Source organism: Chryseobacterium sp. SIMBA_038 (genome assembly GCF_046535115.1).
Classification (GTDB): domain Bacteria; phylum Bacteroidota; class Bacteroidia; order Flavobacteriales; family Weeksellaceae; genus Chryseobacterium.
The window spans coordinates 1-17,856 of record NZ_JAWRXH010000013.1 but is presented as its reverse complement, the minus strand read 5'-3'; the positions used below and the strand labels follow the sequence as shown (position 1 = coordinate 17,856).

Sequence of the window (17,856 nt, the reverse complement as noted above, 5' to 3'; positions counted from 1 at the left end):
TTGAAAAAGATATCCTTATTATATAATAGGTATACTATATATAAGGTATGTTCTAATTAAACCTCATAGGTTTTGAAGTGTGAGAGGTTATGCTGGAGGAACGTTTTTTTTATCTCCCACAGATTTTCGCAGATTGGCACAGATCTTAAAATTAGGGTTGGAGTTTGGGACAGTTGGAGAGGATGAGTCTAGATCGGTTTTGGAGTTAGGGAAATGTGTAGGAGAAAGAATGTAGATTGATAAATGATTAATGTCTGAGAAAAAAATCTATTATGAGAAAAAATAATAAGAACGCACACTACCCTAGCCCGGATTGGAGCGGCATCCTTTTTGAGGGCGGCCGGAGCGAAGCGAAGGACGGCACAAAAAAGATATAGTGGAAAGCCGGATGAAGCTCCTGAAATTTTTGAGTTGGAGGGTTAATGGGTTGGAGGGTTGGAGGGTTTAATCCTTGCGTTGAGTGAAAGATTAGAAAAATCGTTTGACTAACGCTTTATATATAAAGTATCCGATTAAGCACCCGATGGTGTCTGCGACAATATCTAGGGATTCCATGGATCTGCCTAAGCCCATTTCGTCCTGGAGGATTTCTGTGAGGAAGGCATATATAAGGATGATTTGAAAGAAATAGGAAAATTTGATTTTTGGGAAAGTTGCAATGAACAGGAAACCCAGCATTGCAAATATGCTCAAGTGTAAAACTTTGTCGATTCCGCTGAACATAAACCAATATTCATGGTTTTCTTCGCCGGGTTTCAGAAGCATATAAGTAAGAAATGCCCAATAAATGGGCAATATCTTACTAAATATTTTTGAAATTTTATCCAATGATAGCTTGGTATTCTTCTGCTGTAAGTAATTCTGATTGATCTGCACCGTCAGCCAATTCTAATTTGATGATCCATCCGTTTCCATAAGGATCTGTATTTAACAATTCCGGCTGAGCTTCTAGTTCTGAATTAAATTCAATCACTTTTCCTGCGATAGGTAAGAATAAGTCTGAAACTGTTTTCACTGCTTCAACACTTCCGAAAACTGCACCTCCTTCTAAATCATCATCTACTGTATCAATATCAACATAAACGATATCTCCAAGTTCTCCTTGTGCAAAATCAGTAATACCAATTGTAGCCACGTTTCCTTCAATCTTGATCCATTCGTGGTCCTTAGTGTACTTTAATTCTGATGGTGTGTTCATTTTTAAATTTTTATTTTTACAAATGTATTCAAAATAATAGTAGGTTCAAATATTGAATATAAAAAATGTCCCTCAAAATTGAAGGACATTTAATTTTATGTTTATTTAGTTTAGAAACCACCACCTGAATCTCCAAATGTAAATGTCGCAGAAAGTCCGGCTCTGATCGTTGACAGAGGGAATGCTGTTGAAATTTTATACTTGGAAGTCATTTGTTCGTAGAATACTCTTAGGTTAAGATTTTCAGAAACGTTATAGTCTGCAGAAAGTCTGATGTTCATTAATTTCTGTCCACCCGTCACCTGAGAATCATCCAATAAGATATTCATGATACTTGTTCTGCTGTCTCTTAATGAGATATCACCTCTAATATTAAGATCGCTTCCTTTACCTCTGCTACCTCTTGTGTTTGCCATTCCTAATCTAAAATTACGAACGATATAACCCAATCTTACTACATATTCTGTATTGGCATCTTCGGTAAGTGTATGGTTGATTAATCCTAACAATAACATTCTTGTTTTGTTATACTGTAAACCGAACTGGAAGTTGTTTCTCATCGTAACATCGATTCCGATAAGTGGTGAGAAGTTTTCAACATATCCAACCTGAGCGAAAGTAAATGGATTGATATAATCATTATTAACATCTCTACCCGAACTTGTATTAGAGGTCAATGTATTGAAGTAATCAACACTTGACTGAATACCTGTCGCAGTATAGGTTGCCGTATAACCGTGTAGAATATCAAACTTAGAGAATTGACCATTAATGAAAGGTACATTTCTCAATCCTGAATACGTAAGTTTCCAGTTTGGTAAAGGAAGTCCTGCTTTTTTAGCATTCCCGATAAGTTCAGGAGCCTTACCTTCAACTGCTGCTCTAAATGCAGGTATTAAAACGTAGGCATTCGAGATACTGTGACCTTCTGTAAACCCATCAGCACCAATACCACCTCCCATCTGCTGAGATATTGCTCTTGCGTTATCTTTAATAGCCTGGAAAATTGCCTGCCCATCTTTGAAAGATGTTTTCAAAAGGATTACCGAGTTTGAATACGTCACAAAATCATTAGCAAAAGTGTAGTTAGGATTTGGATTTCCGTTACTGTCGCGATAATTAAATCCGGTTTGCGTAAAGTTTCTGTTATAAGTATGTATTCCATTAAGATCAATTCTAAGATCATTCATCGGAACGATCTGTAAATTCGCCCTCAGTTCTTTTGTTGACATTTTGACGTAAGGATCGGTCATAAATTCGGAATCACTTACCCAGCCATTTTCCATTACCAATCTTCTAATGTCTGCCTGTGATCCAAATAAGAATCCAAGTGTTGGACCTCCTAATGTTTGTCCGTAACCGTAGAAGTTTGGAGCAGATAATAATCCCGGAAGTACAGTTCCATTATTTTCAGAATAATTAAAATCTAACTGCTTAAATGACGTCAGTAAGAACGCTGCACTTTGCAACGGCGTTAATCTATTCTTGAATTTATAATCTTTATACTTATATCTTCTCTTCTCCCACTGCTGTGTGTACGCATTATTAAGAGAGTCAATTTCCTGCTTACGCTTTTGAAGTTTAGTTGATATATTTTTGAAATATTTAAACTGTCCAAAGAATTTAGGGAAATCCGCTGTTGCCGTTGCCTGAATCACACTTGTGTTCTGACCAATTGAACCTAAACTTCCGCCCGGAGATGAAAGCAATGCTGTAGATCTTGCATTCCAGTTATACGTCGTTCCATATCCCACTTCTGCATCAATGAAATCCAAATATGGAAGATATTGGAACGGCAATTTGTAATTCAACTGAATTCTATGATTATACAATACCGGTCTACCCGCTCTGAAGATGTTTCCAAAGATGGCAGTGTTGTCCATCGTGTTTACATCAACATTATCATTAAGCGTTCTTGTTACAGAGTTGATCTCAAGTTTCAATGATTTTGTGAAGTTGAAACCTAATCCATATTGCCATCCAAAATAGAAGTTTCTGTTTCTGATAGCAGCAAAGTCATCAGTCATATTTCCACTTAAGATTGATTCAATATTTCTGAATTCAAGTTCATTATAATTTCTGTCGATTTCTGTTCTGAAAGACAATCTTGTAGGAACCGGATTGAAGTTGAATTCTTTAACCCATCTCAGATATTTTGTAGACTTCGCGGTATCGCTGATCATTTTATTGAACGGCTTAATCACCCAAGGCTTGAATGTATAATTATAGTCAATATATCCTCTCAGATACTGTCTGTAATTTTTCTTAGTGTAAATGTCTCTATAGTAATCGTCATTATAAACCGCAGTAACGGAAACGTTTTCTATATCATAGAATTTAGCCTTTTTATTAGGATTCATTCTTTCCTTGTGCATATTCACAACACCCAAACTTCTTTGTTGAGTATATGTTCTTGCTACTTTCTTAAGCTGTTCTTTGTTGGCAGCTTTATTAAATTCAACATCGGTATCCAAAGGATTGTATTTCGGATCTTCGATTGTTTGAGAATATGAATAGTTTAACGGAATTTTCACTCCGCTCTTCTCAGGAAGGAACTTATCTACGTTGATCGCAGTATTAATACTGAATGCAGATTGTGTAGACTGATTTCTTTCCGCAGGTTTAGAATCAATATTACCGAAACCAACAGATGTATAAGATGCACTTGTATTAATAGTTGCAAAATCTCCAAGGTTGAAGTTTAAGCTTGCGTTTCCGGCATACCCTCCGTCGTTTTCAATTTCTGAAAGACGGATTTCGTTTACCCAAAGTACCCTGTCTATTGACACTCCTGTTCTATCTCCCGCATTTCTTATACCTAATACAATGGATGTTACATTTCCTAAACTTGGACGTCCTTTAACATAGATTTTTTTGAAATTAATATCACTTCCAAACTCTTGATCCATGATTCTCTTGGCAATATCATTCGGGAAGTTTTTATCTCTTCTGATTTTAGCATCTACAAAGTCTTGAATATCTAAGTCTACTTCATTATCCAATGGCCAAATATCCATTGGCGCCGTAGCTGTTTTTGAAGTAAGCTTTAAAGAAGCTTCATATTCATAATAGTTATCTGTTGCATCGTTTCCGAAACGGATAAAGAATTTCGTCTTTTTATCCATTAATCCAATATTTGGATCTCTGTTTTCAGGATCTTCAGCGTGTACAAAAAGTTTCAGCTTCTTGTATCTTCTCATGTCTAATGAAGAGTTCTTGAACACTCCTCTAGCCTCTGTAGTACGAAGCTCATTAGCTCTCATATATAGAGAAGCTTCATTCTGTCTCTGTGCACCTGCATTTCCGCTCAATACCTGTCTGTCAATTCCCGGAGGCAATACATATGGAGGTTGGTTTAATGCATTTTCTTCAATATTTACACTTCCAATTTCAAAATTATTTGGATCTACAACATCAGATGTTCCCTCATTTGTTGCAGGATCAGCAGTTGTATCTGTTCCGTATACTGCGAAGTTTTTAGGATATCTTCTCCAATCTGATCTTACAAGGTCTAATGTACCAAACCTCAACGTAGAAGTCTGGTCAAAACCTGTTAATAATAATCTTGCAAATCTTACATTGTTAAGAACATCAGCTGCATGATCTCCTGCAGTAGCATCATACTGAGCAATTGGAACTCTGAATAAGTACCATTTCACCTGATCAGTCTGCCCGTTTTGGAAAGTTGCCTGAACAGTTTTAACATCAACAATATTATTTTGTCCTAAAACCAAGTTACCTTGATCTAATTTTACTTCATATTGATTATAGCTTTCGTTCTGATCTAGATTATAATCTTTATTGATATCTTCTGCATCCGGAGTTTGAGTTGAAACTTCAAGTGAGTTAGCCTGAGAGTTTCCTTCCGGATTTCTGAAATATTTATATCTCTGAATAATTGACGCTGCCTGACTGCCCGTAAATTTATCCGACAAATAGAATACGAAATCATCCACAGCTGGATCGGCAATATTTGTAACCGGGTTAATGAAAGTATTTCCGAACTTTATTGCTTCCTGTTCAGAACTTAAACCGTCATATCCTAAATCTTGTGCCCTTCTGTCATCACCTTCACTTGAGAATGCGTATAGAATCGGCGGCTGTTTTGGCTGAGTTCCCCAATTCGTACTTGTTGTAGTAGATGGAGTAGATCCCGTTGGTAATCCATTCTCATACTGCATTTGTCCATCTTTTAAAACATCTTCGGAAACGTTTCCTAATTGTAATAAAAGTCTCGGATTAGTCCCTAAGTTATTTCCATCTGCGTAAGGGTCCATCATCCAGAATTCAACATATTCAATATTAGAATTCACAAAGTTGGAAATACTTATTGGTCTCATAATACCCGCCCATCTTTGCTGAGTTGTTTCGTTAGCCGGGTTTACGTTATATGGTCCTTTTTCTCTAGGATAATACGATATATCGAAAGTATTGGTGAAGGTTTGTTCACCCGCAACAAAATCTCTGTTATTAAAAATCTCAGAAAGCTGAACTCTTCTTGAAGCGTGATTAGAAACCGACTGCGGAGTAATTCCTGCAGGGGCTCTACCACCTACACCATAGAATCTCGGGTCAATGTTATACCAAGATAATAAACCTCTACCATAACCATTTGTAATATCATTATTTGCACCAGCTCCCTGGAAAATAGCATCACCCTGATTCTTTTCAGGTTTTGAAGCTAAACTCCAAGCGGTAGGCTCTTTTAATGAAATTTTAGAAGTAGTCTGTTCAAAATCGTCAATGTACGATTGGTCATTTGTTCCTTTATTAAGTCCAGGAAGTAAATAAGCCGCTTCCATTTTGAAATTCAAATTAGATGGCGCTTCTGTATTTATTAATGGAATTTTATCCGTTAATCTCGTAAGGAAAGGAAGTTGGTTGTTGTACATTAAGTTAACACCAGCCATTGTATTATTTACAGCTTCCTGCCCGTAGTTTACTTTTTGAGTAAGCGGAGATTCGGAGTAATTAACAACCGTTCCACCAAAAATAAAGTTCTCATTAACTCTTCTTTCTAAGTTTAATCCTAAGAATCTTTTTCTTTGTGTATTAAATGTTAATTGATTTTCTAATGCGATGTTAATTGCCTGTCCGGACTGTTTTACATTTTCATTGATAATGGTAACGGTTCCCAACATGTAGTCAACCGTATAGTCGACACCTTCTGTTAACTGAACACCGTTTGCAGATACTTTTACAGATCCCTGCGGAACGTTTACAGCTCCCAAAGAAATCCCTTGTCCCTGCGTTCCTTTGTAACGACCTTCCAGCGTATATCGCTGAGCTAAGTTGTTAGATGATGCAACCTGTTTCTGTTGAGTATATAATTCATTGAAAACATATTGCGGATCATTACTTCCCAAAACCTGCGACATATATTTACCGAACGGCTGAGCTTTCGTAAAGATAACCCTTCCGGTTTCCGGCCGGATCGTGATACCGTTTACAAAGTCAAAAATACCGTCACCGGTTGTACTTCCGTTATTCTGAATATCTCCATTCGTGTTAAGTCGATCCCAGTTTAGTAATTTCAATAAATTGGTGTCTTTAACGATCGTATTCGGAAGATAATTTACTTTACCTCCTGTTTGTGAATCTCTATAGAAAACATTTAAAATAAACCCATCCTGATTTACCTGTCCTGCATCCAAAGCATAGATGTTCTTCATCATCAAATCCCACATTGGCGAGGCAACATTCAGCTTATTGTTTACTCTTAAAACCTTAGTTACCAACACCGGGCTTTCTTCGGAGAATTCCCCTACTTTGTAAACCTGATTGCTTCCGTTAACCGTGTACGAGTATGAAACAGCTAAAAGCTGATTGTCATTCAGCTTCTGGTTTAATGATATGTATCCTAATTGCGGTTGTAATGTATATTCGTTTGAATTTAATCTTCTTGCTTTTTTATTGAATATAAAATGTTCACTATTTTGATAAGGCTCTGCACTTCCCGGAAAAACCTGTCCTTGCAGAAGATCACCATAATTCGCTCCAGCATCTCTCGGTGTTCCCATTGTATTGGAAACCGCCTGATAAAGTCCATTTTGCGTGTTATCGGGCAATCCTGAAGCTCCTTCACCTAAGTCTCTAATTCCGACAATACTTTTCTGATAAGCTAAGTTGCTATTTCCTTGATCTAAAACCCAAACCTCTGCTCTTGTAATACTGATTTTTGAGTTGATCTGAGGATAATTAAGTAATGCATTATCATAATTATCTAAGAAATAATGTCCTAAAAAGTAGTGCTGATTATCTTCATAGTCAATTGCATTCATTTTGAAGGTATTCATTACACCTCCTCCCTGAACGACAATGTTTCTGGCCTCACCCTGTTGTTGAGAAAGAACCACAGTTCCGAAAGTTTTCCCAAGCTGAAACTCGGTTTTAACCCCGAATAATGATTGAGAACCTCGTATTAAACTGGTTGAAAGCGGCATATTTACGTTACCGAATTCAACTCTTTTTATAATTTTATCTTCTCCTCCTGCATTGGGCTGATCGACATTTCCAAGACCTTTTTGCTGGAGATCTTTCCAGCTTCCTTTTGCCTGCCAAACCAAATTCATCCTATTCTCAAAAGCAAAACCGCTCTGAGTATCATAATTGGCTTTTAACTGAAGATTCTCCCCTACTTTACCCAATAAACCAAGCTGAATCCTTTGATCAATATCAAACGTAAAACTTTTTCTGTTTTGAGGTAAAATTAGTGGGTTATCTATTTTTTGATATAGTCCAGCAAAGTCAAAAGAAGCATATCCGGATGGGATAATTTCAATTTTGTTACTTCCAAAAATGGTTTCAAAAAGCTTGTTTCGAATGGTTAAAGAAGGGATCAAACCTTTTCTTCGGGCACCCTCTTTATCTTTTCGGAACATCAAACTGTATTTGTCTGATTTCTCCTTGTAGTAAGCCTTTGTCTGTGCTGCCAGCATAAACTCCTTATAATCTTCAGGAGACATCGCTGTTGGCGGTCCGGTTATTGTATTACCTATTTTAGGATAAACGTAGTACATACCCGTTTTTACATCGTAAAAGGCTTCATACTGCGTAGGATCAGCCAGTTCATAGTCTTTCTTTACGATTGCGGTATCACGTACTGGTCGCTGCTGCGCAAAAGTACTTACTGATACACACAGAAAGGACAGGAACAAAAATATATTGAGAAACTTATTATTCGCCACCAAATGTTAAATGTTTTTTAAGATTTGTTTTACCAATTCTTCTACCGTAATAGCCGAATTTTGTTTTATTATTCTATCTGCAATCTTCTCGCTCATTCTTTTAGGAATTCCTAAAACTTCTAATGCAGATAACGATTCTTCCTTGATTTTATTATCCACAAATGTAGAAATATTTTCTTCTGCATTGGTGAATTTCTGGACTTTATCCTTTAAATCTACAATAATTCTTTCAGCAGTTTTTACCCCAAGACCTTTTGCTTTTTGGATCAACGCGCTGTTCTTGGAAAGTATCGCAGAAGCAATCTCATCAAGACTTAAAGTTGACAGTAAAATAAGTGCAGAAACAGCACCTACTCCATTAACGCTTATTAACAGATTGAACATTTCTTTTTCTGAACGAGTGTTAAATCCAAAAAGTAAATGTGCATCTTCACGGATGATCTGCTGAATAAAAAGTACGGTTGCCTGATTCAAAGTCAGGGTTTGTGAGGTCATTAAACTGATACCCACATAATAACCAACACCTTGTACGTTGATTACTGCATAGGTAGGCGTAAGTTCTTGAACAGTGCCTTGTAAAGAAAATATCATTATTAATTTTTAAAACTCCCAAATATAGCAATTTAAACTAATTAATGTTTTCATTTCATGCGCGAATGAAATTTAACTTAATTTTTAAGATAGAATTCAAGGATTTTTCACAAAAACAAAAGACTCCAAAATCTGGAGTCTTTGTAAAATTATTATGATTTAAAAGTTACTTAATTAAAAATATCTTCTAAACAATCTCAATATTAGTATAATCATTAATCACCTCAGCACAGCCGTTATCCATCAATTCTTCCAGTGAATGGGTAGTTGTAATCCCAATCACCTTCATTCCTGCATCCTTGGCAGCTTTTATTCCTCCCATTGAGTCTTCTACTGCAACGGTGTATTTAGCATCAACTTTTAGTTTTTCGAGTGTTTTTAAAAATATTTCAGGATTTGGTTTTCCCTTGGAAACTTCTATTCCACCGGTAATTTCCTGAAAATAGTTTTTAACATTCAATCCCCCTAAAATAAAATCAATACTTGACGGAATTCCCATCGTGGCAAGTCCTGTTTTGATGTTATTCTGATTCAATTTTTGAAGGAAAGGCGTTAATCCGTTCACTTCTTTGATATGGTTTTGATACAAAGTCTGATATGCTTTTTCCTTTGCTAATCCCAACTCATGAACCCTTTCTTTAGAAGTTTCCGCGCCGAAAAAACGGATGATCATTTCATCTAACGTTCCATGATTTTGGGCGCTGAAATTCTCAGGCTCGATAATAATTCCATATTCTTTTAAAAATAGGATCCACGATTCTTCATGATAAGGGATATTGTCTACAATCGTTCCATCCATATCAAAAATAATCGCCTTTTCATTTAACTTCATTTTCAAAATTTGTGTGTTTGTGTATTATTTAAAGCTCATAGATTTTAGAAACCTATGAGCTTTAAATTTTAATTATTTTTTGTCTTTTTTCTCTCTTCTCTGAGCGTCAAGAACAGCAACCGTCGCCAAGTTTACAATCTCGTCTACACTTGAACGCATCTGTAAAACGTGAACAGGCTGTTTTAATCCCATCAAGATTGGCCCGATAACCTGAGCAACTTTCATCCCTCTGATGATCTTGTAAGATAAGTTGGCACTTTCAAGATTTGGGAAAATGAATGTGTTAGCAGGAGTTGTTCCTAATTTTGAGAAAGGATAATCACTCAAATGATCTGCATTCATGGCAAAATCCGGCTGAATTTCTCCATCAACAACCATTTTAGGGAATTTTTCGTGAAGAATGCTTACTGCTTTTGCTACTTTTTTCGAAGTATCAGAGATTCCTGCGAAGTTTTCGAAGCCTAGCATTGCAATTCTTGGTTCAACAGCAAAAGTTTTAACAGTAATTTCTGCCATTTTAGCAATATTAACCAAATCTTCAGCCGTCGGGTTTTGATTAATTGAAGTATCTGCGAAGAAAATTGGTTTCTTTTCAGACAAAATCATCATCATTGCAGCTACTTTATCTACGCCTTTCTCTTTTTCGATAACTTCTAAAACAGGACGTAAAACTGAAGTATAATTTTTAGAGAATCCAACGATAAGTCCGTCAGTATCACCATGTCTCAACATCAATGGTCCGAAATAATCTCTCTGACGTACATATCTTTTCGCTTTGTATTCATTCATCCCTTTTCTCTGGCGAAGTTTCCACAGCGTTTCTCTGTATTTCTGTCTATTTTCCTTTTGGTCGTCGTCACTTGGATCGATAATCGGAATATCCAATTCGATTCCGAAACGTTCCATTTGCTCTTTGATGTATTTTTTGTTTCCTAAAAGACTTGGGAAAGCAATTCCTTCTTCATAAAGAATCTGTGCAGCTTTTAAAACGTTGTACTCTTCAGCATTTCCTAAAGTAATTCTCTTTGGATCGGCTTTAGCACGGGTCTGCATCATTCTTACCAACTTCTCGTCTCTTCCCATTCTGTCAAGAAGACTGTTTTCGTATTCGTCGAAATCAGCAATCGTTTTTCTTGCAATACCACTTTCAATAGCCGCTTTTGCAACAGCACTTGAAACTTTGGTAATTAATCTGTTATCAAATGGTTTTGGAATAAAATATTCTCTACCGAACTGTAAATTCTGAACATTATAAGCTAAAATTACAGCTTCAGGAACTGGTTCTTTAGCCAAATCAGCGATCGCGTGAACGGCAGCCAATTTCATTTCTTCATTAATACCTTTTGCCTGAACATCCAATGCTCCACGGAAAATGTAAGGGAAGCCTAAAACGTTATTAACCTGGTTAGGATAATCACTTCTTCCTGTTGCCATGATAACGTCTTTACGAGTTTCAAAAGCTAAATCATAAGCGATCTCAGGATCTGGATTTGCCAAAGCGAAAACGATTGGGTTTTCATTCATGCTTAATAGCATTTCGGGAGTCATTACGTTTCCTTTAGACAATCCGATGAAAACATCTGAACCTTTTACAGCATCTTCCAACGTTTCAAGATCTGTATTGGCGATGAAATCTATTTTTTCAGGCGTAAGGTTTTCTCTTTTATGATTGATAACTCCTTTGCTATCGCACATTAGAACGTTTTCTCTTTTTAATCCTAAAGAAATATATAAGTTGGTACAAGCAATTGCCGCAGCTCCTGCTCCGTTTACCACCATTTTAACCTCATCAATCTTCTTGTTTGCAATTTGCAATGAATTGATCAAAGCTGCTGCAGAAATGATCGCTGTTCCGTGTTGGTCATCGTGCATCAAAGGAATATCTAATTCCTCTTTTAGTTTCTGCTCAATATAGAAAGCTTCAGGAGCTTTAATATCTTCAAGGTTGATTCCTCCAAAAGTTGGAGCAATTCCTTTTACAATCTGAATAAATTTATCCGGATCCTTCTCATTAATCTCGATATCAAAAACATTGATATCTGCAAAAATCTTAAATAAAAGACCTTTACCTTCCATTACCGGTTTTGAAGCTTCTGCCCCAATATCACCCAATCCAAGAACTGCTGTTCCGTTAGAAATTACAGCAACCAAGTTTCCTTTTCCTGTATAATCATACACTGTTTCGGGCTTTTCGTAGATTTCCATACAAGGAACTGCTACTCCCGGAGAATATGCCAATGACAAATCTCTTTGTGAAGAGTGCGGTTTTGAAGGAATTACTTCGATTTTTCCTTTGGGTTCAGCTTTATGATAATCTAACGCGGCCTGATTGAAGTTCTTTTCGTCGCGGTGAGTTTTATTTGACATAAATAATATTTTTTAAAGTATGTATTTAACATGGTAGTCGACTAAACTTTCGATAGGTTTTTGTACAACATGTCCCACATTTAAATTAAGCTCTGCAGCTGCAGAACGTAGAATATCTTCGTAATAATAAGCAATTGAGCCTATAAAGTTGATCTCAGCATCTTTACTTTCTTCGTAAGGAAGAACCTGATAGTCGAAAAAATTCTTCATTTCCTCCAAAACCATATTTCGGAGGTAAGGATGATCTTTTCTGTCTATCACAAATTTATTGAAATTCGCTAAATAAGCATTCGGTCTTGTTACATGATACATATTTTTCAATGCATCATCAATCGTTAAATTGTAAATTTCCTGAAATTCCTGACTAAGATCCTCAGGAAGTTTTTGCATAAAAAATCTGCGTACCAATTGTTTACCAATCGCACTTCCACTTCCCTCATCTCCCATCAGGAAGCCAAGAGAAGGAAGTTTTATTTTTAAATTTTCGCCGTCGAAATAGCAAGAATTAGAGCCCGTCCCCATAATGCAGACGATTGCAGGTCTTCCCTGATAAGCCGCATAAGCAGCTGCCAAAAGATCTTCCCTTACGGTAATTTCTGCATCACCAAATACTTTACCTAATTCTTCTACGATGGTATCACAGTTTTTTTGAATCCCGCATCCTGAACCATAGAAATAAATTTTCTTGATGGAATTCTTAACGGATGTTAAACTAGTATTCTTTTCAATTTCGGGAACAATGAGTTCTATGTTGATAAAATTGGGATTAAAACCAATTGTTTCCGTCTTTAGAAAAACTTGTTTGAATTCATCCAATATTACCCAATCTGATTTAGTAGAACCACTATCAACAATAGCAACCATATTTTTCACATTTTAGTTTAAGGATGCTAAATTATGAATTTATCTTGAGAAGAGCTTAAAAACAGCTCAGAAACTGGTGTGCTGATTAATGTTTTATATCAGCTTTCTTTTCGTTGAATTGTATTAACCAATCTTCGATTTCATTCTCTAAATATGAAGTCTGAAGGATCATTGCATTAATAAAATCATCCGGAACTGGTTCATCTTTAGAATTTTCAAGATTCCAGAGCTCGTTTGACATATTTTCGTACTCTGAATACACCCGTTTGAAACGGGAATTTTCTTTCTCAAGAGCCTCAATATTATGTTGTTGAAGCTGAAATTTTCTGTATTTGTTTTGAGATTTCATACAAATATTATTATTAAGTGGTAAATATATAGTTGGAAGTACGCTTCAATCACGCATTACAAGATAGGAAAAACCATCAACACAAGTAGTTGAAAATGAATTTATTATCAGGTCTGTTTTATATCGTTCTGAAAATTAAAATTAGAAATATTTTTCATGTAAAAAAAATATTTAACATCTTTTTTTACTGTTTAACATATAGTTATAAATTTGCATATCATAAAATTGAGATGAAAGATATACTACTACGTCAAAAACAAATTTTGTTCTTTATTATTGCGGGAGGACTTAGCGCCATTATAGAAATCGGAAGCTTTAAAGCCTTCAGCACCTATCTGCCTCAGTTTTTTTCCAGTGAAACCAACTTTCACGGAATTCATTATCCTTTAAGTAATATTTTCTCTACCTGCTGTGGGATTATCACGAATTACTTCCTGAGTATCTGGTTTGTATTTGAAAGAGGAAAGCATTCTAAAAGAAAAGAATTTGCTTATTTTATGGTGGTTTCTTTTATTTCAACATTATTAAGCCTTAGCTTCTTCCAAATATTCTATAGTTTTATATTTAAAGATAATATTGATTTAATTTTTTATACCTTAAGTCCCGAAATAACCAGTAAGATTGCTGCAATACTATTGGTTTCAGTTCTTAATTATTCTATAAAAAAGAAAGTAATTTTTAACGGTTAATTTGTGGTAAAGATTTTAAATTATCTCTGGAGATTCTGGCTGCTTATTTTAGCCTTTGTTTTAACAGTTATTTTCGGAATACCTGTTTATATTTTATCTTTTAATAAGAGACATTATAAATATGCCTACAAATTCATACGACTTTGGAGCTACGCCATGTTCTACGGAATGGGTCTGAGATACGAAGTCACCAATCTCTCTGACCAAAAACCCGATAAGAATAAACCCCACGTTTTCATATCCAATCATACTTCTATTATGGATATTATGCTGATGTGTATTTTATGTTCCAAACATCCGGTTTGCTTTGTGGGAAAAAAAGAATTAGTGAAAATTCCAATTTTCGGAACCATATATAAAAGAATATGTGTGATGGTAGACAGAAGCAGCCCAAGAAGCCGAGCTGATGTTTACCGCAGATGTGCTGAGAAAATGGAAGAAGGAAACAGCATCGTTATTTTCCCGGAAGGGGGTGTTCCGGATGACACTTCTGTAATTTTGGATGAATTTAAAGACGGCGCATTCACATTATCTTCAAAACATGAGTCGCCCATTGCAATCTATACTTTCATCGGATTAAAGGAAATTTTTCCGTTTGACAACTCAAAAGGTCATCCCGGTAAAGTAAAAGTTTATTTTAACGGAATTTTAGACTCTTCAACCTCCCCAAAAGACCTGAAAACAGAAGCATTTGACGAAATAAAAAAAACCTTACTAGAACGTTCTATTTAAAAGAAATAATTATATTTGTTATTAAGAAATCTTTAACAAACATGTCAAATTATTCTAAACAAACTAATTGGGGACAATTCCTGCCATTAGTTATTGTGTTTTTTTTCTGGGGCTTCGTCGCTGCAAGTAACGACATACTGATCCCGGTATTTAAAAAAGCCTTCAATTTATCACAAACCGAAAGTATGCTCGTCCAGATCTGTTTCTACGTGGCATATACGGTAGGTTCTTTAATTTATATGGCAGTTTCAAAAGGATTGAAACAAGATTTAATTAATAAAATCGGTTATAAAAACGGTTTAATAGTAGGACTCCTTATTTCTGCTGCAGGAACATTATTATTTTATCCGGCAGCCAATATGGGATCGTTCCCATTAATGATTTCCGGATTATTTATTGTTGGATTAGGGTTCTCTTTACAACAAATTGTTGCGAATCCATTAGCTATTGAGGTGGGCCCGTCTGAAACGGGATCTCAGAGATTAACGATGGCCGGAGGTGTTAATAACTTAGGAACTACTATAGGTCCGCTTATTGTTTCTTTTGCTATTTTCGGGTCTGCAAGTGCAGCTAATACTGAGGCAAGCATAGAAAGTGTTAAAGTACCTTATCTTATTTTAGGAGCTGCGTTCGCGCTTGTTGCTTTTTTACTAAAATTCTCATCACTTCCTGCAATTACGCTTACCAATGTTGAAAATACTGACGATTCTGTTCCCGGTGAACACAGAAAATCAGCACTACAATATCCTCAATTGATTTTAGGAATGATCGCTATATTCGTTTATGTAGGGGTAGAAGTTTCTACAGCAAGTAATTTACCTGCGTACATGGAAAAAGATTTAGGGTTTGCAACCAAAGACGTTGCCCCTTATATTTCATTATACTGGGCTTCTATGATGATCGGACGTTGGACAGGTGCTGTAGATGCATTTGATTTTAGCGCGGGATTCAAAAAAATCTTAAGATTTTTGGCTCCGTATCTGGCTTTTGCATTGTTCTTATTAGTTAACGCTATTGCGCATCACGATCTAGCTCCTTTCTACGTTTACGGACTTATTATTATAGCAATGATCATTTGTGATATCTTGAGTAAAGGAAATCCGGCAAGAATGCTGCTTATTTTCTCTTCTGCAGGTATTACAGCTTTATTAATCGGTATGTTTACTACAGGAATGGTTTCTGTATACGCATTTACAAGCGTTGGATTATTCTGCTCTACGCTTTGGCCTTGTATCTTCGCTCTTGCGATCAATGGACTAGGAAAACACACTAACCAAGGTTCAGGATTATTGATCATGATGATTATGGGAGGTGGAATTGTAAGTCTTTTACAAGGATACGTTGCTGACTTAACAGATATTCATACAAGTTATATCGTTGGCGTTATCTGTTTTGCTTATTTAGCATTCTACGCGATCCGTGTGAGTGGAATTTTAAAGGCTCAGGGAATTGATTTAGATAAAATATCAAAAGGTAGTGGCCACTAACAACACTACAAAAATATATAAGAAAAAGACATTTTGGACAGCTATTTTAGTTGTCCAAATTCTTTTGTTCTATGTTTTTTCGAGATCTAAAATGATGATCTCGTTTTTCGAGCATTTTTTTGAGTTTCAGAAAAGTCTTCATCAAATAATATTTTCATGGATTCCTTTCTCATTTGGAGACCTGCTCTACATTATATTAGGAGCATTTCTTTTGTATTCGATTATCAAAATATTTAAGAAAAAAAGCAGAAGCAGTTCTATTCTAAAACTTTTAATCGTTATTAATATTTTTTATTTTACGTATCAGATATTTTGGGGAATGTTATATTTTCAAATTCCGATTATTAAGAAGTTATCAAGTCAAAAAGAGCCAACTTTAGACAAAGCAAAAATCTTAGCCTTACAATATCTTGAAAAGTGCAAAGCAACAAGACAAGTCGTAGAGGAAGATAAAAATGGAATTTTCATTGTGAAAGATTTAAAAGCAATTCAAAAAGAAATACTCTTTCAGCAGGAGAAACTTCCTAAGTATATTTCAGATAAAAAAGCTCCTCAGATTAATTCATTTAAACCAAGTTTATTTAAGAATGTGATGAGTTTTACGGGAATTCTGGGCTACTATAATCCTTTTACCGCAGAAGCACAATACAACTCCGAATTACCTTCCACATTCATCCCTTTTACCTCCGCTCATGAAAGTTCGCACCAATTAGGTTTCGCACGAGAGCAGGAAGCTAATTTTGTAGGATATTTAATTGGAATTAAATCTGAAAATCTAGAACTGAGATACAGCACGGAATATTTTACGTTAAAAAGCCTTTTAAGATATATTGTTGAAAATGATCCTGAGTTCGTGAAATCTATTTTGAAGAATTATTCTGCCGGAATGAAAAGAGACAGATCATATGAAAAAAGTTTTATAATGAAACATCAAGGCTGGCTGGATGATTTTTTCGGGTTTACCAATAATCTGTTTCTGAAAAGCAATCAACAGGAAGGATCTGTTACTTATTCTTACTTTATTGATTTATTATTAAACTACGAAAAATAGGTATAAAAACAAAAGAATCGTATCAGGCGATACGATTCTAAAAACACAAATGATGAAAAAAAATTTATTACCTTGACTTGTTCCCTCATTCAAGGCGTTGTAAAAGTACAATATATTTTAGAATTACAAAAACATTTCCCTTCTTTTTTTAAAATTTATGAAAACTTTATGACTTTTTAAGTTCACTTGAGTTCACGTCCCTTTTTAATGAATTATGATTAAAACTTTAAATAAATAATAAAATACTAGTTAAAAATAAACTTTAACTTAAAAATAATAATAAACCTAACATTTGTTTGGAAAATTATCATTTCTCAAAGTGAGACATAATCAAAAATAACGTTTCGAAAATAAAAATGTAAATTGAATTATTTAAAATATCGAACCCAAATTATTTAAACTCGTGAAAAGAAATTGTCTTATAATATCGAAATTGTAAATCGTCAGCAAAAAGTGGACATTTGATATTAGAAATTTAAGGAGTGTTTTCATAAAAAGAGTAATTTTAA

The 17,856-nt window shown here is 35.2% G+C and carries 12 protein-coding genes; 4 read left to right on the top strand and 8 right to left on the bottom strand.

The features are described from left to right. Positions 1–468: 468 nt before the first annotated feature. From SB689_RS22480 to SB689_RS22445, 8 genes are all read right to left on the bottom strand, one after another. Positions 469–765, bottom strand: coding sequence for a VanZ family protein (locus tag SB689_RS22480; protein ID WP_410694309.1), 297 nt, complete (start codon positions 763–765; stop codon positions 469–471). 55 nt (positions 766–820) lie between these two features. Continuing rightward, positions 821–1,198 (bottom strand): glycine cleavage system protein GcvH, encoded by a 378-nt coding sequence (gene gcvH / locus SB689_RS22475; protein ID WP_410694308.1) that lies wholly within the window; start codon positions 1,196–1,198, stop codon positions 821–823. A gap of 110 nt (positions 1,199–1,308) precedes the next feature. Next, positions 1,309–8,385, bottom strand: coding sequence for a cell surface protein SprA (sprA, locus tag SB689_RS22470; protein ID WP_410694307.1), 7,077 nt, complete (start codon positions 8,383–8,385; stop codon positions 1,309–1,311). Between the two features lie 6 nt (positions 8,386–8,391). Beyond that, complete coding sequence (ruvA, locus tag SB689_RS22465) at positions 8,392–8,976, bottom strand: Holliday junction branch migration protein RuvA (RefSeq protein WP_066752393.1); 585 nt, start codon at positions 8,974–8,976, stop codon at positions 8,392–8,394. 187 nt (positions 8,977–9,163) lie between these two features. Beyond that, a complete protein-coding gene (locus tag SB689_RS22460) occupies positions 9,164–9,808 on the bottom strand; it encodes an HAD family hydrolase (RefSeq protein ID WP_410694306.1) in 645 nt (214 codons plus the stop codon). Positions 9,809–9,880: 72 nt separating this feature from the next. Continuing rightward, positions 9,881–12,175 carry an NADP-dependent malic enzyme gene (locus SB689_RS22455; protein WP_410694305.1) on the bottom strand — a complete coding sequence of 765 codons (2,295 nt, stop codon included), beginning with the start codon at positions 12,173–12,175 and terminating at the stop codon, positions 9,881–9,883. Positions 12,176–12,187: 12 nt separating this feature from the next. Continuing rightward, the gene (locus tag SB689_RS22450) at positions 12,188–13,039 is read right to left on the bottom strand and encodes an ATPase (protein ID WP_410694304.1); all 852 of its coding nucleotides are present in this window, start codon (positions 13,037–13,039) and stop codon (positions 12,188–12,190) included. An 85-nt stretch (positions 13,040–13,124) separates the two neighbouring features. Next, positions 13,125–13,388, bottom strand: a complete 264-nt coding sequence (locus SB689_RS22445; RefSeq protein ID WP_410694303.1) for a hypothetical protein — start codon at positions 13,386–13,388, stop codon at positions 13,125–13,127. 230 nt (positions 13,389–13,618) lie between these two features. On the opposite strand from SB689_RS22445, the gene SB689_RS22440 reads away from it, so the two are divergent. The 4 genes from SB689_RS22440 (at position 13,619) to SB689_RS22425 (ending at position 17,347) form a co-directional block, all read left to right on the top strand. Then, positions 13,619–14,077, top strand: a complete 459-nt coding sequence (locus SB689_RS22440; RefSeq protein WP_410694302.1) for a GtrA family protein — start codon at positions 13,619–13,621, stop codon at positions 14,075–14,077. A 3-nt stretch (positions 14,078–14,080) separates the two neighbouring features. Then, entirely contained in the window at positions 14,081–14,809 is a 729-nt protein-coding gene (locus SB689_RS22435; protein WP_410694301.1) for a lysophospholipid acyltransferase family protein, read from the top strand. A 41-nt stretch (positions 14,810–14,850) separates the two neighbouring features. After that, on the top strand, positions 14,851–16,296 hold the full coding sequence (locus SB689_RS22430; protein WP_410694300.1) for an MFS transporter: 1,446 nt from the start codon (positions 14,851–14,853) through the stop codon (positions 16,294–16,296). Positions 16,297–16,390: 94 nt separating this feature from the next. Further along, positions 16,391–17,347, top strand: coding sequence for a DUF3810 domain-containing protein (locus tag SB689_RS22425; RefSeq protein WP_410694299.1), 957 nt, complete (start codon positions 16,391–16,393; stop codon positions 17,345–17,347). The last annotated feature ends 509 nt before the right edge of the window (positions 17,348–17,856 follow it).